Source organism: Lysinibacillus sp. FSL M8-0337 (genome assembly GCF_038593855.1).
Classification (GTDB): Bacteria; Bacillota; Bacilli; order Bacillales_A; family Planococcaceae; genus Lysinibacillus; species Lysinibacillus sphaericus_D.
On the sequence record NZ_CP151996.1, the window covers coordinates 276,192 to 293,721 of the forward strand.

Below are 17,530 nucleotides of genomic sequence, written 5' to 3' on the forward strand. Positions count from 1 at the left end.
TTTTACTATAACAGAAAGGGGGATAATGATGAAGGCTGTAACAATAAATGCTTTTGGACCACCTTCCGTATTAACACTTGTGGATTGTCCAAAACCAGCGATTTCCAAAGGGGAAGTGCTAATACGGGCGTCCTATACAAGTGTTAATTTTGCGGATATCAAAAACAGAACGGGCAATAAAGCGAAAGCGAATTTTCCAATGATCCTTGGATTAGATGTTGCGGGTGTTATAGAAGAGGTTTTTGATGATAGCAGTGGTTTTCAAAAAGGAGACCAAGTGATTGCTTTCCCAAAAAATGGTGCATATGCGCAATATGTCGTCGCAAATGAACAGCTAGTGTTCCGCATTCCAAATGACGTACCTCTTAAAAAGGTAGCTGCTATACCGACTGTTTTATTTTTATCTTATATGTTAACACATCAAATTACACAATTAGGTACAGACGATAGTATTTTAATTCATGCTGCATCAGGTGGAGTCGGAACGATGCTTATTCAAATGGCAAAAAGGCGTGGAGTGAAGAAAATAATAGGTACTGTTAGCACTAAAGAAAAAGCTGCCATTGCCTATGAGCTAGGTGCACATCATGTCCTGACATATGAAAACTTTAGTGCCAAAGTAAATGACTATACGGATGGTCTTGGTGTCGATGTTGTCTTTGATTCGATTGCAGGAGCCATTACCGAAGAAAGTTTCCGTTGCTTAGCTCCATATGGTACTCTTGTGCAATTTGGTAACAGTAGCGGTCAGATGGGTCAAATAAAAACAGCTGACTTACATAGTAGTTGCCGCAATGTAAAAGGCTTTAGCTTAGGAACGACGCGTGCTTTAAAGCCAGAATTATTGCAACAAGTAGCTCCAGAAATATTTTCATTATTACAGAATGAAAGTTTCCAAGTGCCTATAGCAGCAGAGTTTGCTTTAGAGGATATGGAAAAGGCACATACCTTTATGGAGAGCCGTCAACATCAAGGGAAAATCCTAATTAGCATTGTGTAAGAATTGTTTGGGTGAATGGCACCGCAAGAGCCTTTCCCAGGCTCTTGCTAAATTGTGTGAGAATTGTTTGAGTGACTGGCACTAATTTAGTTTTTCGTATATTCTTCTTTTTCGATATAGCATGATGCCTGTCTCCGCAACATCTTGCATCATGCCTTTATTAGCGTATGCTCCGAAAATCATGCCCGCAATCGGTACCATTTGGAAAAGCTTTTTCCAGCCCATTTGATCGCGGTACGTGAAAAATACTTCCTGCCAACCTTGAAGCTGTGAAATCATCGTTTCTGATGCGTTCTTGCTGTCGTGCATAGAGGACAGCTCTTCTAAAATAGCTTCTTTACCCACAATATCCGCTGACGTAAATTGTAGACATTTCACAATGAAAATACGTTCCATTTTATCATTCGGATCGTAGCCATGAATAATTGCTATTTCTTGCAATGTTTTTAAAGCCATACCTAATATAAAAGGAATATCAATCGCCAATGTGAAAATACCACCAAAACCAGTCGAAGCACCTTGTACGGTTGCTAATTTTACGCGTTCTTTTTGAAGCTTGTCACTAAGAGTGATCATCTCCTCTAAAGGAATATTCCCGATATCAGAAATTGCAAATATATTAGGATTCGAAGACTGGTTACGGATTTTTTGAATCATCATTTGTTCATTAATTAAATATTTCCCACCGGATTGAATATAACTTCCTAGCTCATCAACAAGTAAAGCTAGTTTTTGTTGAATAAAGGCAGGGGTCATCTTATCTAAAATTTTAAATGGAATGCGCCCTAATTTCTCCCAAAACCATAGTCCTTTTTGGTCTTTCTCCCACGCTTCAATTTCTTGTAAATAGCTGATTAATTGCTCTCGATTCTCCATTTATCTACTCCCCTTGTAAATGCATTTAGTTAGAATACGTAATCTAGTTTAAAAAGTTTCAAGTACATGCATAAACATTAATGAATATAGATTAAGAGGCATGCCATACAGAAGCAAGTAAGGAAATACCTTCTTCAATTTGTTCTAGTGACAATCCTCCATAGCCAATAATTATCATCGCATGTTCAGCAGGGGATTGAAATGAAGTCGAACAAGGATAAACATTAACGCCTACTGTATGAGCAAGATGAAGAGCATCTTGTTCCGATAATCTTTTTGGTAATTTTACAATAATATGTAGACCAGCATGTTCGCCTATAACTTTAAATTCATTGGAGAAATGATTAGCAATAGCTGCTAGTAGTGTGTGCTGTTTTTTTCGATAAATCGTACGCATTTTGGCTAAATGTTTGTCAAATAGCCCTTGTCCAAGAAAATCCGCTAGTACAAGCTGGTCTACTTTTGACACAACGGACTTTTGTTCCTGATAAAAACTAGAAAATGATGCAATGAGCGATTTAGGCAAAATCATATAACTAATCCGAAGAGACGGCAGTAGTGTTTTTGAAAATGTCCCAAAATAAATGACCCGCTGTAGTTGATCCATATTTGCTAGAGAGGGGATTGGAAGTCCCTTATAACGAAATTCACCATCGTAATCATCCTCTATAATAAATGCCTCGTTTAATTTCGCCCAGTGTAACAGTGCTGCCCGTCGTTCAGCCGACATAACCATCCCCAGTGGAAACTGGTGAGCTGGGGTTGTGTATAACATGTGAATAGTCTTTTGGGGTATCGTTACACCTAAGTTATCCACAGCAATTGGATAGATGGGTAAACCACATTGCTGTAACGTAGCCCTTACACGTTTAAACCCAGGTTCCTCTAAGCCAACATGCGTTTGTGGGCCAAAGTAATGACATAATGCTTGCAGTTGGCTTTGTGTCCCACTATAGATAAATACTTGTGATGCTTCACAATGAATACCTCTGGAGCGTCCAACATACTTGGCAATTTCCTGTCGTAAAGCTGCTTCTCCCTGCCATGGACTTGTTGATAAACTGTTAATAGTAAAATGCTGTTTCATTAACTTATGGAAAATGGAGAAGGGGAACGCGTCTTTATCCACATGACCATTACTAAAATCATAGGTTACTGATTGTTCGGTCATAGGCAAAGGAGCCGATTTTTCTGTTTGTAATGGTTGGAGCCATTCAAACTCCAATTGCGCAATGTAGTAGCCTGAGCGCTCTTTACTATAAATATAACCTTCTGCAAGCAGTTGCTCATAGGCTTCTTTTATTGTATGAACGCTAACATGTAATGTTGTCGCAAGCATTCGTTTGGAAGGCAATTGTTCATGGGCTAGAAGCTTTTTCGAAAGAATAGCATGTTTTATGTTTTCATAAATCTGTGCATATTTAGGCTTATTTCCGATAAAGGAGATAGCTAGTTCCATTTCATTTCACAGCTCCTTGGTATGGTTGAAATTTTGAAAATTGGTTATATTCATCATATCAAAAATCCTGTTTAATAATGAAAAAAGGAGTGAAGGACAATGAAATTTAACATGTTAGAAAATAACGTTGTATTATTAAGACCTTTAGTGAGAGAGGATAGTCAAGCGCTATTGGCTGCAGGCAGTTATCCAGAGATTTGGTCGTATATGTCCACAACGATTGAGGATAAAAGTGATGTGCATAACTTTGTGGAAAATGCATTGTCTAACAAAAGCCTCATGAAAGAGTATCCATTTGTCATTGTGGATAAGTTATCAGGACAAATTATAGGCTCAACTCGTTTTATGGATATTGATAGCAAGCATCAACGGTTAGAAATAGGGACTACTTGGTTGACTCCTTCATTTTGGCGTACTGCGGTCAATACGAATTGTAAATATTTATTACTTACCTATTGTTTTGAAGTACTTGGTCTACAACGAGTTCAAATTAAAACAGATCATGACAATATACGTTCACAAAAGGCAATCGAACGTATAGGGGCTACAAAAGAGGGGGTTCTACGCAATCATATGATTCGTAAAGATGGCTCAACACGGCACACAGTGATGTATAGTATTACATTACAAGAATGGCCAGAAGTAAAGGCACGGTTAGAAATGTTGTTAGAAATGGAGTAACTTCAAAACACAGTAGCGCTTCCTCTTACTTATTAAAAATCAGTAAAAAAATGGATGATTAGTAGTCTAATAATCTAGTTTTTGTCAAAAAAAGTGTGGTTTTAGTTATTCAAGGGTAGATTATTTAAAATCTATTTTTGAAAAGTGGGGGATTAGTATGTTGAAGCCAAAATTAACATTGCGACAAATATATGGTGACAATGCTGTTTATACACCTCGTACACCATATAGCGATAATCCATGGATGATGGATGATTGTCATAAACTAGATGCATTAACCTCAAGGGAAGTAGCCATTGCTGATATTCCCGTTTTAGTGCACCGTGCAACACAAACAGCAAAAGCTAAAAAGCTACACGATTTAGCTGGTTTAGCTTGGATAGAGCAACCGTATACGTATGAAACGCAAGAAGAATATTTAGCACAATTGGATGCATGGTGTGCGGAAGGGAAGACGATTGTTTGTCAGTATTTACATGACGCAGAGGATATGAATCGAAATTGTTATTGGATGGATGCAGCAAAATTTAATGAGCTTAATACGAAAGCTTACATTGATCATTTAATTGACAGTAAATACGTGCCAAGCCGTTTAAACATTGAGCTGTATAAATTATCGGATGCAATGAAAAATTGGAAGCCACCTGTTGTACTCAAGCCTGGAGATGATTCGCCCACTTCTGGTGGGTACGGCGTTATTATTTGCCAGAATCAGGATGAGCTCACAGAAGGTTTACGTCAATTTCGAATGAATGGGACAGAAAGTATTATTATTGAAGAGTTATTGCAAGCAAAGGATAATTATAGTTGCCAGTTCGTCTATTCAGAAGCGCTTGGTATACAATATTTGGGTGCTTCTAACCAAATGACAGATGACAATGGCATATACGAAGGAAATGTTATTGTAGAGAAAGTACCAGAAAAAGTGATTGAAGTAGGACGCCATATAATGGAGCGTGGTGTAGCAGAGGGCTTTGTGGGTGTTGCGGGATTTGATTTAATCGTAACAGAAGCAGGAGATGTGCAAGCGATTGATTTAAACTTCCGTCAAAACGGCTCGACATCTATGCTTATGTTTCATGAAGCGTTAGGCAAACTGGTTAATAAATTTGCTTCCTATGCATCAAAAGGTGTAGAGGAGAATGCATCATTTTTTCAAACAATCGAGCAATGTATTAAGCAAGGTGTCCTATTGCCACTATCCTTTTATGATGGGGATTATTTTGAAAATAAAGTAGCATCGCGATTTATTGGTATTTGGTATGCTGATACATTACAAGAAATCGCAGAACTTGAACAACAATTACTTTAAATAAGTGAAATTGTTTGGGTGCCTGGCACTTAATCTACCTAATTTAATTTTTTATAAATAAATCCTGTGATTCCCCATGTTAACGACGACCAAACGGTAATCGTAACGATTGGAATAATACAATCCATCATCGTGTAGGGACCTTCTAAAGCTTCTGCTAGTAGCACTAGCTGTGAGCTTGGTAGCCATTTCGCCAATTCTAAGATTGGGTAGACAGAAGCCAGTGATAGGGCAAACGGTCCGAAGGAGAAAATAAACATCACGGGCATCACGATGATGGATGCTTCCATAATCGTTTTGGCAAATAATCCACATAATGTTCCTAAAGCAATATAGAATACGGTAGAGAGCAATAGGGCAATCGCTAGGATTAAAAGATTGGCAGGCTCATAACCAACAAGGAAAATAGCCAAACTAACTACAACAACGGTAACTATAAAGACGAACAAGCTTTTTCCTATTAAAATATCTGCCAGTGAAGCAGGGGATAGCATTAAATTTCGAAGCGTATTTTTCTCTTTTTCTTCAGCTATTAAACAACATTGTACATAGGCAGTTACAACTGCGAATACTAAGTTGATTGGTAAAAAGTATGCATCAATACTGCTCGTGCCAATCTTGTTGTAAGCAAACGCTAATATAAGGGGTAAAAAAACCATAACAGATACTGCATAATTTCGTGAAAATTCCTTGTAGTCTTTCATAAAAATTGCTTGAATACGTGTAAATGACATGTTCATATTAAATCACTCCCTGTTATTTGCATAAAAATATCTCCTAAAGTTGGCTCGTTTGTGTATAGACGTGCAACTGCATTCGATTGCATCCAATCGTATAGTTTTTGTGCATCCTGTTTACCATTTTGAATCGTTTCGTAGTGACCATTTGTTAATTCGACCGTAATAGTTTCATCTCCAAATTCTTTTTTTAATTGCTTTGGTGAACCAATCGCACGTATTTTACCTTGATGTAAAAAGGCAACTCGATCACACAGTATTTCTGCTTCACTCATATCATGTGTTGTTAAAAAGATTGTTGTCCCGAGCTCATTTAATTTGCGTAAGCCATTGTAAATATGTTGCGTATTAACAGGGTCAAGTGCTGAAGTTGGCTCGTCTAAAAATAGTAATTCAGGTTTGTGCATAATGGCACGAGCTAATGTCACACGCTGTATCATCCCTTTAGAAAGTTGACTTATTTTCTTTTTACGTTCTGCATAAAGGTTCACAAAATCTAATGCTTCCTTTACTGCTGAATTGGGCAATTGATATAAACTACTATAGAGTAATAAATTCTCCTCGATTGAAAGTCGCGTATACAGTCCACTATTATCAGTTAAAATGCCAAAGCGTTGACGATTTTGGCTGCTCTTCATTTCACTGACAGGTCGATTAAATAATGAAACGTCACCTGCAGTTTTTTCTGTTTGGGCAGTTAAAATTTTAATAGTCGTCGTTTTGCCCGAGCCACTTGGGCCAAGAAAACCGAATATTTCACCCTTTTTAATTGTAAAAGAAACATCCTGCAAGGCAGTTTCCCTATTAAACACCTTATTTAAATGTTGTACATCAATAACTGTCTCCATGTGTAAACCTCCTGTAGTTGTTGTTAACCTAACTTTACAGTGTGATGGAGAAGTAGACATTAAATTACAGGTGAAAGGCAGAAAAATGACCTTCAATGGAGAAATATTTAGCTGACAGGAGTCTTTTATTTCCTGGGAAATCTACTATATTCCGAGTATTTCTTTTAAATCCGCAAGTTTATTTTTCGACAAAGGGACAACTGTTTTTTCATTGCAATTTAACGCAAGACTGTAGCTGTTGCGGGTCCAAGTGATGATTTCACGTACCTTTTGGAGGTTAACGATATAAGAACGATGGCTTCTAAAAAAGCCGAATGGTGTCAATTTCTGCTCTAAGTCATTAAGAGATAGTGTGCAAGGATAGGCTTCATTTGCAACATATACGCTCACAACGCCTTCCACACTTTCAATATAATCTATTTCTGGTGGGTTAAATAAAATGATTTTGTCATTTTTCTTTGTTGGGATTTTATCAAAGCGGATAGGTGCATTGTCGATTGGTGTGGAAACTGTTTCAATTTCATCCTCTTTTACATCCAGTGCATGTAAACCTAATGCATCTAATCTATATATTTCGCCACTCGAAATAATCAAGTCTTCCAAATTATTCGAAAGTAAAATAATGGTTTTTTCTTTTTTTTGTAGAGCGGCAAGTAATTGTTGTACGCTATGCTTTGAAAATTCATCTAGATTTTGAAATGGTTCCTCGATTATTTGAATTTGTGCTGAATTAAGATATGTATGAAGCAGTTTTAAACGTTGCTTTTCACCGTTTTGAAGTTTATTGATTTTTTTGTTTTTTTGTTCGGTAAGTGTTAAAAGCTTTAAAATATCGTCTTTATTGTGCAAGGGGATTGTATAAAGCTTCAAACAAAATTGAATATACTCCATCACTGTCAGGCGCTCATATAAAGCACTTTCTCGCAAACAAGTATAACAATTAGGTTGTTTTAAAAACCATTCCATTAATGGCTTGATTTTAGCAACGTCAGTATAAATGCCAATAATACAGTCTGGTTGCAGTGGAAATTGAAAGCTTGGATAAATAATATTTCCTGATTCAATATAAGGTTCGATTTCAATATATTTATTTTGGTTCATGCTAAGCACTCCTTATAGCTGTTCCTTATGTAAAAAATGATGAATGACAGATTGCGCCTGTAAATAACTATTTTTGCAATAGTTTGAATTGTTGTAGTCCATAAAGCCATGCTTCCCACTTAATTGAGCAGTTTGTACAAACGGCAATCGCTCTATTTCCTTTTTCAATTCATTCACATCAAAGCTTTTTTCATGACTAGGTAAAATGACCAGTGTTGGACATGTAGGATGGATGTCTAAGTATTGACGTATTCTTGAGCCGTAAATACAAATAATACGATGAATTGGTAAGTTAGAGAGTCTCCATGCCAATGTTGCACCGACGCTAAATCCTATTAAAACCACTTCATCATATTGTACTTTTGCTTCTAATAGACGAAGTGTTAGTCGTTCAAGTGGGCGATCAAAGCCGATTTCTTGCGTGAAATATTGATAAGCTTCCTTTTCCTGACTATATGAAAATACTTTGCCGTTGGAATACAGAGAAATACATTCTACGTTTGTATTTGAATCACTATATGTTTGTCCTTGATCTTTTATAAAATCATTTACACCGTAAATTTCATGTAGAATAAAGATTTTTTTTCTTTTCATAGTAACCTCTTTTTCCAATAGTGTAACAAAAAGTATTTAAAGCGTACATTTAATAAAAAACATTGAATTTGTAAGCGAGTTACCTTAGCGAATAATAACGATTACCGCAAAAAAAAGCGTTAGATTGATTGCGGTCAATCTAACACCTTGCTCTTTTAACAAAACAGTCTAAATATTTTACGTTAGAAGGGCTACTTGATCGAAGGCGTTTAAGGCATTGACACCATGGGCTAAAGCAGAACCAGCCTTTAATGCAGTAGCAACCATAATAGACTCAGCAATTTCCTCTTTGGAAACGCCTAATTTTTTTGCTGCTTGGACATGTAGAGAAATGCAATAAGGGCAGCCTGTAGTATGGGCAACAGCAATAGCAATGAGTTCTTTGTCATATCCTGTTAATAGCCCGTCCTTCATTGCTTTTGTATCAAAGTCAATAAAAGCATTAAAGGCGCTAGAATGTAGAGAAGAAAATTCTTTAATTCGTAAAAAATACTGTTCTTTATATAGTTCCTCATCCGCATTGCCATCATAGGCGTTTAAGGCGTTGACCCCGTGGGCTAGAGCAGAACCCGCCTTGAGTGCGGTAGCAATCATAATAGCCTCACTAGCCTCTTCTTTTGAAGCATTTTTTTGTTTAGCCTGTGTAATATGCAATTCAATGCAATAAGGACAACCTGTCGTATGAGCCACAGCAATGGCGATTAACTCTTTTAATTTAGCCGATAATTTCCCTTCCTTTAATGCAAGTGTATCGAATTTAACAAAGGCATGAAACGATTCAGGTGAAAGGTTAGCGAATTCACCTAAACGATTAAAATAATTTTTTTGATAAAGACTATTAGTTGACATGGAACCCTCTCCTCAACATTTATATTTTTGTTATTCTAGCAAAAATTACCGTCTTCCAAAGCAATTACTAAAATCTTAGTGCAATATTGTGTGCTTATTTCTACTAAGAATATTAAATAAGCCTATAAATGTAAATTTATTTCGAAAAATTTGAAAATAGAACTAAAAATCAAAGGAAAATAGTATTTTTTACGAAAACTAGAAAATAGGGTTGGTTTTATTCGATTAAAAGATCGTCTTACTTACTGAGATATTCCTATAAATAATGGTCATAGCTTTTTCTTTTTTGGACAACCTAATTTAGAAATAATAGCATGAGGTGATGATCATGATAGTGGAGAGGTCGTCCGATTGGCAAGAAGGCTTTTTAAATAGGCTAAATAATGCTGAAAAATGGCATAGTTGGACTTTGTACAAAATGAACTATGAAATTGTGAAAATGAATTTAATTCCGGAATTTACTGGTTTACAAGCGCCTAAATTTTTGCCCAAACTAACACCACTTGCCCATCAATTAGAAGCAGCGCAAACCGTTATTGAACGTATGAATGGGAAAGCGATACTAGCAGACGAGGTGGGACTTGGTAAAACGATTGAAGCAGGTCTTATTTTAAAGGAATATTTGATACGAGGGCTTGTAAAAAAGGCTTTAATTTTAGCACCAGCATCTCTGATTAACCAATGGATAGAAGAATTGAATCAAAAATTCCACATTCCCGCAATGGCGTATAAAAAAAATTGCCCAATTGAGCGTTACGATATTGTTATTATGAGCATGGATACCGCCAAAAAAAGCCCACATAAAGAACTTATTTATGCGCAAGATTATGACATGATTATTATTGACGAGGCGCATAAATTAAAAAATCATAAAACCCAAATATACGATTTCGTACAAGGATTAAAGAAGAAGTTTTGCTTATTACTAACGGCAACTCCTATTCAAAATGATGTTTTTGAACTTTATTATCTTATTTCGCTACTAAAACCAGGTCATCTTGGTAATTATGAAACGTTCCAGTCTGCATTTTCTGCAAGCAAGCACGATTTACAGCATGATGACTATTTAAAAGAATTAGTCAATCAAGTGATGGTAAGAAATCGAAGAGAGGACACGGGTATTGAGTGGACCAATAGACGTGTTCAAATTGTGCCAATTCAGTTTAGCCCAGAGGAAATGGAAGTGTATCAGCTGCTTGGGACGCTAACATCTACAGCCTCTTTTTCATTAATTACGTTGCAAAAGGAAATGTGCAGCAGCAAAGAGGCAACTGCACTAACATTATCTAAAATGCTTGAAAACAGTACTGAACGTGAAGAGTTAGAAGAAATTTTAGCCAAAGTAATGGCGTTAGAAGTCAATTCAAAGGCCCAAAAAACGCTTGAGATTATTGAACAAGCAAAAGATAAAGTCATTATTTTTACAGAGTATCGTGCAACACAAATTTACTTGCAGTGGTATTTACACTCACACGGTATTACGAGTGTTTTATTTAATGGTAAGTTTAATAAAAACAAGCGGGATTACATGAAACACGTATTTAAGGAAAAAGCGCAAGTGCTGATTGCAACTGAGGCAGGTGGAGAGGGGATTAACCTTCAATTTTGCCATCACGTCATCAACTACGATTTGCCTTGGAATCCAATGAAGCTTGAACAACGCATAGGTCGTGTGCATCGTCTGGGTCAAGAACATGATGTTCATATTTATAATCTTGCAGTAGAAGACACGATTGAAATAGATATTTTGGCATTGCTGCATACAAAAATTGATGTTTTTGAAAAGGTAGTTGGTGACTTAGATGCCATTTTAACGAATTTCAAAAAAACCGTCTAAGCTTCCAAGGTAGAAGTGCATTGTTGCTTATGAAATTTGGAAATGAAGCCTAAGTGAATGAAATAAAAGATTGTTATTGTAAGGGGAGAGGGGCATGTATTCACAACAAGTTCATAATTATTTACGGCAATTTTTCTTAGAAAATGAATGTGATATGGTCTTTGAGGATGAACATTATTTAACAGTACAATTAACGATTGCTATGGATAAAAGAATAATGAACCGCCCTTTTTACTGGCAATATGTAGAAGCAACCAATGGCGAACCAAACCCTGCACAAGTTACCTTTATTACAGATCAAAATACAATGTCAGGAAAAGTAATCGGGGAAGTTGTCCATTTTGGCTCACCCAGGCTCAATCAAATATTTCAAGCAACAAGAGAGCTAGGAGCTTTTGTTCAAATGTTTCAAAAAGTGGATGCAGGGATAGGGCAAGTATTGCTTACCCCGTGGCTAGGCGTAAATTATAAAGTGTCGTATTGTTGCGATCGAACGAAAGAAATGCTGTACTCTTTTGGTATTAACTTACTGACAGGAACGATAAATAATAATTTCCATGAAGCAATAATTAGCATCGATTGGGATAGCACGCAATCTGAAAATGCATTTTATGTACAGCATATTATTAAGCCAGAACGTGCACTTCAACGCTTGGACAAAGCCATCGATGCAATTATTCAACAGGATGACCATACATGGGCTGAACAAGCTAAAAAGAGATGGCAACGAGACCAACGCGTTTTAGACTACTTTTATGAAGATATAGAGGAAAAGCCAGAGTGTTATGAGGTTGAGAAAAAAGCATTAGAAGAACAATATGATGCAAAAATTAAAATAGAAATTGTAAATGGTGGATTATTTTATATGAGATAAAAACATGTAAGCCGCAACAATTTTGCATATTGTTGCGGCTTATGTTTTACGCTATTCGTTGTCAATAATATGTTGCAACTGCGCCAATTTATTATCCCAAAACAAGTCAAAATATTGTAGCCAGTCTTCAATCTCTTTTAGTCGATCCATGTGTAAAGTGTAAATTTTTTCTCGCCCTTTCTTTTGGGCGGATACTAGCTCGGCTTGTTCTAAAACGTTTAGATGCTTGACGACAGCAGTTCTACTAATTGTAAAGTGGTCAGCAATTAGTGCTATCGGTTTATCGCTTGATGCTAATAGTTGTAGTACATGACGTCTTGTCGGGTCAGCAATTGCTTGAAAAACATCAACCTTGTCTGCAAGCTGCGTCATGCATTTTCCACAGTCTCTTTTAATTTTTTGCCAACAAGCATTGACCAACCATTGTCCATATTTTGACGAACAGCGTCCGCAGGCATGTTTGCTTTTGGAATTAGATGAGATGCATCTTTCCAGCCACCATGAGTTAATGTAAATACTGTTTGCTCACCAGACGGTTTTAACTCAAATGTAACAAACCACCCATCAGTATCCCATGCAAAACGCACAAAATTTGGTGCATCTACTTTTTCAACTTTACAGGGTGATGGTCCAAAGGGTGATTGTAGTGTAAATGCATGCCCTTCTATTGGTTTAAAATCATTGGGCATAAACCAAGATCCTAGTTTTTCAGCATTTGTAATAGTTTCCCAAACCTTCTCGATAGGCGCGTTGAATGTAACGGTTTTCACAATATTTTGCAGTTGCTCTGACATCGTAAAGTCTCCTCTTTTTTTAAAAATATAACCATAAGGTGTGTTAAGAATATATAACACCTTATGGTTATATGTCAATTAATTAGAATGAAAAAGATTTTGAAGTCCGCTCTTTTTCAAGCAGATTACGTATGGTAAAATTATTTTTATAATTTTCAGACGAATTGAGAGGGGGCGGTTAACATGGAGAATATACCGATGTTTTTACTGATGTGTATTTTATTAATTATTTTGCCGGGACCTGATACAGCTATTGCGACAAAAAATACATTAACCAACAATAAAAGAGGGGGCTTACAAACGATTCTAGGCTCCTGCTGTGGATTATTTATTCATACACTAGCGGCGGTTATTGGCTTTTCAGCGATAATTGTAAAATCTGCTTATCTATTTGCGATTGTAAAATACGTCGGAGCGGTGTATTTATGTTACTTAGGTGTCAAGACATTATGGACATTAAAAACGATGCGTGCGCAGTCACCAGTTGTCGATGAGGAGACGCAAATTGACAACAAATATGCACATCAATCTTGCTTTAAACAAGGCTTCTTAACCAATGTTACAAATCCAAAAGTAGCAGTCTTTTTTTTAACGTTCTTACCGCAATTTGTAGACGGTTCTAACAGCACATTTTTGCCATTTCTACTAATGGGGCTTATTTATACCGCTTTAACCGCTTTATGGTTTGTCTTCTATGTCTATTTATTAGATAGAATTAGTGCTTTTATGAAGAAGCCTAAGACAAAGGCAGTAATCGAAGGTCTAACAGGAACCGTTTTAATTGGCTTCGGCATTAAATTAGCCTTCGAAAAGGGATAGGTGCCAGGTACTCAAACAATTAAAAAAGGCTGTAGACAATTCCTTTAGTTCAGAATGTATCTACAGCCTTAGACAACAAGGGGATAAATATCGAGAAATTTAAACACTGTTTGTAAGTGCAAACGACTTCAATTAGTTAAAAAGGTAATTATTTTTGTAGATTGGCAGCCCAAATATTTGTATCTGCAATGGTTGGGTTTGCCATGTAATGGCCGCCTTCGATTTGAAGTGTTTGACCAGTCATAAATTTCGATTCGTCAGATGCTAAATACACTACTGCGTAGCCGATATCATCAGCTTCACCGTTGTATGGTAGCGCGTTATATTTTGTAAAAATATCTAGTAAATCCTGTGGTAAGTTGTTTTTAGCTGCAGGTGTTAAAATTAACCCTGGCGCTATAGCATTACAACGGATTTTATCTTTACCATATTGAGTGGCAATATATTTAGTTAAGTGAACAACGCCAGCTTTTGTCGTACCATATGCTGTACGTATTTGGTCACTTGCAAATGCGCCCATAGAAGCTGTGTTAATGATAGAACCACCACCAGCTTTTTGCATATGAGGGATAGCGAAGCGGCTACCTAGTAAAACTGATTTTAAGTTTACATTTACTAAACGATCCCACTCATCTAAATCAATATTTACAACATCTAAATCTTTTTGTAAGTTTGTTAAACCAACATTATTAAATAAAACAGTAATCGTACCGTATTGTGCAACAGTAAATTCTACGGCATCTTCAATAGATTGAGCATCGCCTGCATCTAAGAACACTGCTGATGCTTCATAACCTTCTTTCACTAAAGTAGCTGCAACTTCTTTAGCTCCTTCAATATTAAAATCAGCAATAACAACTTTTGCTCCTTCTTTCGCTAACAAAGTTGCTGCGGATAAACCAATTCCTGACGCGCCGCCAGTAACAAGCGCTACTTTATTTTCCACACGTTTCATACATAACTCCTCCTAGAATGAGTGATAAACCGAGTATTGACAGTTAAAAATAAATCATAGTCAATATAACTTTATTTAAATGACAATAGATAGTTTAACACTAAACTAATTAGAAATGAAATAAAAAGTATAGTTTGTATTTAAATTTTTTGTTTATAACAAAGTGCGTTTAAATTATTTTTGTGGCTGCTTAGTGTTCGTAATAATAAGGTGCTTTAGCCGTTCCTCCATAACCTTTTTCTTTTCCATACGGCACTTTCTAATATGCAGCGTTTTCTGTATCAAATAGCTTCCTATGATAACGACACAAAACAGTATTAAAAAAATCAGCATCAAAAAAATTCCTTTTATATAATTTGATAGAACATTGGTGTAGCTATAATGACGTTCCCTCTGTATAGGGAGAAGGTGCTGCACGCAAATCGTTTACTGTACATGCTGCAATTGCCGGCTACACGTCGCTGAAGACTATTTGTCTTTTTAACAGTAATAATGAACATCCTAACAGAATCAATTTAGTCCATCCGAAAGCATAATTAAAACAACGGCAGATGAGAGTCCATTGATAGCTCATTATTAACAAAAATTCGATTGCTAATGACGAAAGATAATAACATTTTTAAGGCAATAATTTTGTGTACGCCATCTTGTAAAATAATGATTTTTGTAAATTTTAAATTTGCTATACGATTAGCCAAAGCATATTCATTACAATTTGTAATGGAACCGCCCATAGGATGACAACCTAATACAAAATTACCCGCATAAGAATCTTTTAAGACATTGGGATGCATGGATTGATAGTGTACTTCCAAAATACTGTCCCCATCGTTCATAAACCGATTAGCAATGAGGAAATTTTTCAGTGCCCCTTTTAAATCAATGGCAATCGCAGTATCTGCTAAAATTGCTCGGAAATAAACAGATACAATATTAGCATTTCCTATGTAAGGCTTAACTTCTACATTTATTTCTCCTGAAGGTAAAACAGATAGCTGTACATTTGCTTCATGAATACCATCTGTTAACTTCATCATTGTTTTCCCGTAGTGCATACTTTTTATAAAAATACTATTATCGTCCATATAAGCCACTGCAATTTGATTATTTTCAACTTGTAGCCACTTCGCTTCAATTCCTAATACTTCTACACAATTTTGTAGTTCATATACGTGGTGCTGAAATGAGAAACCCATATAATCCAAATTAACGGTACGATTTTCAAGCAATTGCTTCAACATCTGTGCTATCTCCAATCTTTGATAAATTATGACAAATTTCTTATTTGATTATAGGAAATGAAACTCTCAAAAAACTCTCAACTAGTCTAATATATCGACGTTATAAAAAATAAAATGGTTACTTAGGTCTTAAACTAAACCAAAAAACCCCACAAGAACGGTATTAACGCTCTTTGTGAGGTTCTAAAAAACTCAATATTAACTAGAAGAAGTACAGTCCGATACTAATGATAATTCCTGTAAAGATCAGGATAAATAAACAGAATCCCATAATATCTTTTGCCTTTAAACCTGCAATTGCGAGTGCTGGGAGGGCCCAAAATGGCTGAATCATATTTGTCCAAGCATCTCCCCAAGCGATCGCCATAGCCGTTTTGGCATAATCCGCACCTAGAGTCGTTGCAGCATCTAACATAATGGGTGCTTGAACCGTCCATTGACCACCGCCAGAAGGTACAAAAAAGTTGACAAGCCCCGCAGAGAAAAATGTGAATAAATAGAAAGTATGGTCGTTTGAAATGTTGACAAACCATTCAGAAAATACCGCCGCTAAGCCAGAAGCGGTCATCATCCCCATAATACCGGCGTAAAAAGGGAATTGGAATACTATTCCTGTTGTTGTTTTAATTGCATCTTGGGCAGCGGCAAGAAAACGCTGCGGTGTACCATGAAAAATAATCCCCAGTACAATAAAAATCGTATTTACAACATTTAAATTTAAAACAAAGCCTTTTGTAATAAAATGCTGAATTAAATAAATAACACCGATAAGACCAATTAATATTGTTAGGATGTAGCTGCGCTCTGAACGGCTTGCAAAATGATTTTCAGCTTTTGGCAGCGCTATTTTTTCCTCGATTAATAAAGAAGGTTCAATTTCTACGACATCCTCTTCCTTTGGCATCATCCAACGGTTAAATAATGGCAATGTCAGAACAATGACAATGACAATAAATAAGTTGTATGAAGAGAAAAGTGTAACATCTGTTGGGATTACACCCATAATATTTGCAAAAGGATGCCCCTCCGTTGCAATTGATAATGGAACGGAACCTGCTAAACCTCCGTGCCAAATAACAAATCCTGAATAAGCACTGGCAATTAATAAACGATAGTCCACTTTTTTAACATGACGTGCAATTTCTTTTGCAAAAAGTGCCCCTATGACTAGTCCGAATCCCCAGTTAATCCAGCAGGCAATTAATGAAATAAAAGTCACAATTATAATTGCCATGCTTGGCGTTTTAATTTTACTAGCCACTGCTGATAAGCCTTTTTTAAAGACAGGGCTATTCGCTAAAATATGTCCAGCAGCTAAAACAATGACCATTTGCATTGTAAAGGATAATAACTCCCAAAAGCCGTCTCCCCAGTAAGTAACCATATCTAATGGAGAGGAATCTGTTAATGTGACCCCTAATAATAACACTAGTACTGTGAGTATAGTGACAAATATGTATGGGTCAGGCAAATATTTTTCCATAATAGCATTCGATAGTTTTGTTAACGTTTTCAATCTAATACTCCCCCTTTTATTTCTACCATCCCTTATT

At 36.3% G+C, this 17,530-nt stretch carries 18 protein-coding genes; 6 read left to right on the plus strand and 12 right to left on the minus strand.

The annotated features are described in order from the left end of the window. The first annotated feature begins 28 nt into the window (after positions 1–28). Positions 29–1,000 (plus strand): zinc-binding dehydrogenase, encoded by a 972-nt coding sequence (locus MKY08_RS01305; RefSeq protein WP_069513005.1) that lies wholly within the window; start codon positions 29–31, stop codon positions 998–1,000. A gap of 81 nt (positions 1,001–1,081) precedes the next feature. Here the strand turns inward: MKY08_RS01305 and MKY08_RS01310 are convergent, their stop codons facing one another. Further along, complete coding sequence (locus tag MKY08_RS01310) at positions 1,082–1,876, minus strand: EcsC family protein (RefSeq protein WP_069513004.1); 795 nt, start codon at positions 1,874–1,876, stop codon at positions 1,082–1,084. A 91-nt stretch (positions 1,877–1,967) separates the two neighbouring features. Beyond that, positions 1,968–3,335: a PLP-dependent aminotransferase family protein gene (locus MKY08_RS01315; protein ID WP_069513003.1), complete on the minus strand. Its 1,368-nt coding sequence runs from the start codon at positions 3,333–3,335 to the stop codon at positions 1,968–1,970. A 99-nt stretch (positions 3,336–3,434) separates the two neighbouring features. On the opposite strand from MKY08_RS01315, the gene MKY08_RS01320 reads away from it, so the two are divergent. After that, entirely contained in the window at positions 3,435–4,016 is a 582-nt protein-coding gene (locus tag MKY08_RS01320; RefSeq protein ID WP_069513002.1) for a GNAT family protein, read from the plus strand. A 157-nt stretch (positions 4,017–4,173) separates the two neighbouring features. Continuing rightward, positions 4,174–5,328, plus strand: a complete 1,155-nt coding sequence (locus MKY08_RS01325; protein ID WP_069513001.1) for an ATP-grasp domain-containing protein — start codon at positions 4,174–4,176, stop codon at positions 5,326–5,328. Between the two features lie 38 nt (positions 5,329–5,366). Here the strand turns inward: MKY08_RS01325 and MKY08_RS01330 are convergent, their stop codons facing one another. From MKY08_RS01330 to MKY08_RS01350, 5 genes are all read right to left on the minus strand, one after another. Beyond that, on the minus strand, positions 5,367–6,068 hold the full coding sequence (locus MKY08_RS01330; protein ID WP_069513000.1) for an ABC transporter permease: 702 nt from the start codon (positions 6,066–6,068) through the stop codon (positions 5,367–5,369). Beyond that, complete coding sequence (locus MKY08_RS01335) at positions 6,065–6,913, minus strand: ABC transporter ATP-binding protein (RefSeq protein ID WP_069512999.1); 849 nt, start codon at positions 6,911–6,913, stop codon at positions 6,065–6,067. Before MKY08_RS01335 ends, MKY08_RS01330 begins: the two co-directional genes overlap by 4 nt. Before the next feature lie 144 nt (positions 6,914–7,057). Next, positions 7,058–8,014: a LytTR family transcriptional regulator DNA-binding domain-containing protein gene (locus tag MKY08_RS01340; protein WP_069512998.1), complete on the minus strand. Its 957-nt coding sequence runs from the start codon at positions 8,012–8,014 to the stop codon at positions 7,058–7,060. 12 nt (positions 8,015–8,026) lie between these two features. Continuing rightward, positions 8,027–8,608: a dienelactone hydrolase family protein gene (locus MKY08_RS01345; protein WP_069512997.1), complete on the minus strand. Its 582-nt coding sequence runs from the start codon at positions 8,606–8,608 to the stop codon at positions 8,027–8,029. Positions 8,609–8,785: 177 nt separating this feature from the next. Continuing rightward, on the minus strand, positions 8,786–9,457 hold the full coding sequence (locus tag MKY08_RS01350; RefSeq protein ID WP_069512996.1) for a carboxymuconolactone decarboxylase family protein: 672 nt from the start codon (positions 9,455–9,457) through the stop codon (positions 8,786–8,788). Positions 9,458–9,785: 328 nt separating this feature from the next. On the opposite strand from MKY08_RS01350, the gene MKY08_RS01355 reads away from it, so the two are divergent. Both MKY08_RS01355 and MKY08_RS01360 read left to right on the plus strand, forming a co-directional pair. Continuing rightward, on the plus strand, positions 9,786–11,294 hold the full coding sequence (locus MKY08_RS01355; protein ID WP_176723223.1) for an SNF2-related protein: 1,509 nt from the start codon (positions 9,786–9,788) through the stop codon (positions 11,292–11,294). Between the two features lie 94 nt (positions 11,295–11,388). Then, entirely contained in the window at positions 11,389–12,168 is a 780-nt protein-coding gene (locus MKY08_RS01360; protein WP_069512994.1) for a YqhG family protein, read from the plus strand. A 51-nt stretch (positions 12,169–12,219) separates the two neighbouring features. Here the strand turns inward: MKY08_RS01360 and MKY08_RS01365 are convergent, their stop codons facing one another. Together MKY08_RS01365 and MKY08_RS01370 are read right to left on the minus strand one after the other, a co-directional pair. Continuing rightward, on the minus strand, positions 12,220–12,540 hold the full coding sequence (locus MKY08_RS01365; RefSeq protein ID WP_069512993.1) for a metalloregulator ArsR/SmtB family transcription factor: 321 nt from the start codon (positions 12,538–12,540) through the stop codon (positions 12,220–12,222). Further along, complete coding sequence (locus MKY08_RS01370) at positions 12,537–12,962, minus strand: SRPBCC domain-containing protein (protein WP_069512992.1); 426 nt, start codon at positions 12,960–12,962, stop codon at positions 12,537–12,539. The genes MKY08_RS01365 and MKY08_RS01370 overlap by 4 nt, the downstream gene beginning before the upstream one ends. Before the next feature lie 183 nt (positions 12,963–13,145). On the opposite strand from MKY08_RS01370, the gene MKY08_RS01375 reads away from it, so the two are divergent. Continuing rightward, the gene (locus MKY08_RS01375; protein WP_069512991.1) at positions 13,146–13,781 is read left to right on the plus strand and encodes a LysE family translocator; all 636 of its coding nucleotides are present in this window, start codon (positions 13,146–13,148) and stop codon (positions 13,779–13,781) included. Between the two features lie 148 nt (positions 13,782–13,929). Here the strand turns inward: MKY08_RS01375 and MKY08_RS01380 are convergent, their stop codons facing one another. The 3 genes from MKY08_RS01380 to MKY08_RS01390 form a co-directional block, all read right to left on the minus strand. After that, positions 13,930–14,736 carry an SDR family oxidoreductase gene (locus MKY08_RS01380; protein WP_069512990.1) on the minus strand — a complete coding sequence of 269 codons (807 nt, stop codon included), beginning with the start codon at positions 14,734–14,736 and terminating at the stop codon, positions 13,930–13,932. 536 nt (positions 14,737–15,272) lie between these two features. Beyond that, positions 15,273–15,977, minus strand: a complete 705-nt coding sequence (locus MKY08_RS01385; RefSeq protein WP_069512989.1) for a hypothetical protein — start codon at positions 15,975–15,977, stop codon at positions 15,273–15,275. A gap of 202 nt (positions 15,978–16,179) precedes the next feature. Then, positions 16,180–17,493: a short-chain fatty acid transporter gene (locus MKY08_RS01390; RefSeq protein ID WP_069512988.1), complete on the minus strand. Its 1,314-nt coding sequence runs from the start codon at positions 17,491–17,493 to the stop codon at positions 16,180–16,182. Positions 17,494–17,530 lie beyond the last annotated feature (37 nt).

Bases quoted from the DNA above. Each gene is read 5' to 3' on its own strand.
- MKY08_RS01305 (WP_069513005.1), top strand. From the start codon at position 29: ATGAAGGCTGTAACAATAAATGCTTTTGGACCACCTTCCGTATTAACA.
- MKY08_RS01310 (WP_069513004.1), bottom strand. From the start codon at position 1,876: ATGGAGAATCGAGAGCAATTAATCAGCTATTTACAAGAAATTGAAGCG.
- MKY08_RS01315 (WP_069513003.1), bottom strand. From the start codon at position 3,335: ATGGAACTAGCTATCTCCTTTATCGGAAATAAGCCTAAATATGCACAG.
- MKY08_RS01320 (WP_069513002.1), top strand. From the start codon at position 3,435: ATGAAATTTAACATGTTAGAAAATAACGTTGTATTATTAAGACCTTTA.
- MKY08_RS01325 (WP_069513001.1), top strand. From the start codon at position 4,174: ATGTTGAAGCCAAAATTAACATTGCGACAAATATATGGTGACAATGCT.
- MKY08_RS01330 (WP_069513000.1), bottom strand. From the start codon at position 6,068: ATGAACATGTCATTTACACGTATTCAAGCAATTTTTATGAAAGACTAC.
- MKY08_RS01335 (WP_069512999.1), bottom strand. From the start codon at position 6,913: ATGGAGACAGTTATTGATGTACAACATTTAAATAAGGTGTTTAATAGG.
- MKY08_RS01340 (WP_069512998.1), bottom strand. From the start codon at position 8,014: ATGAACCAAAATAAATATATTGAAATCGAACCTTATATTGAATCAGGA.
- MKY08_RS01345 (WP_069512997.1), bottom strand. From the start codon at position 8,608: ATGAAAAGAAAAAAAATCTTTATTCTACATGAAATTTACGGTGTAAAT.
- MKY08_RS01350 (WP_069512996.1), bottom strand. From the start codon at position 9,457: ATGTCAACTAATAGTCTTTATCAAAAAAATTATTTTAATCGTTTAGGT.
- MKY08_RS01355 (WP_176723223.1), top strand. From the start codon at position 9,786: ATGATAGTGGAGAGGTCGTCCGATTGGCAAGAAGGCTTTTTAAATAGG.
- MKY08_RS01360 (WP_069512994.1), top strand. From the start codon at position 11,389: ATGTATTCACAACAAGTTCATAATTATTTACGGCAATTTTTCTTAGAA.
- MKY08_RS01365 (WP_069512993.1), bottom strand. From the start codon at position 12,540: ATGACGCAGCTTGCAGACAAGGTTGATGTTTTTCAAGCAATTGCTGAC.
- MKY08_RS01370 (WP_069512992.1), bottom strand. From the start codon at position 12,962: ATGTCAGAGCAACTGCAAAATATTGTGAAAACCGTTACATTCAACGCG.
- MKY08_RS01375 (WP_069512991.1), top strand. From the start codon at position 13,146: ATGGAGAATATACCGATGTTTTTACTGATGTGTATTTTATTAATTATT.
- MKY08_RS01380 (WP_069512990.1), bottom strand. From the start codon at position 14,736: ATGAAACGTGTGGAAAATAAAGTAGCGCTTGTTACTGGCGGCGCGTCA.
- MKY08_RS01385 (WP_069512989.1), bottom strand. From the start codon at position 15,977: ATGTTGAAGCAATTGCTTGAAAATCGTACCGTTAATTTGGATTATATG.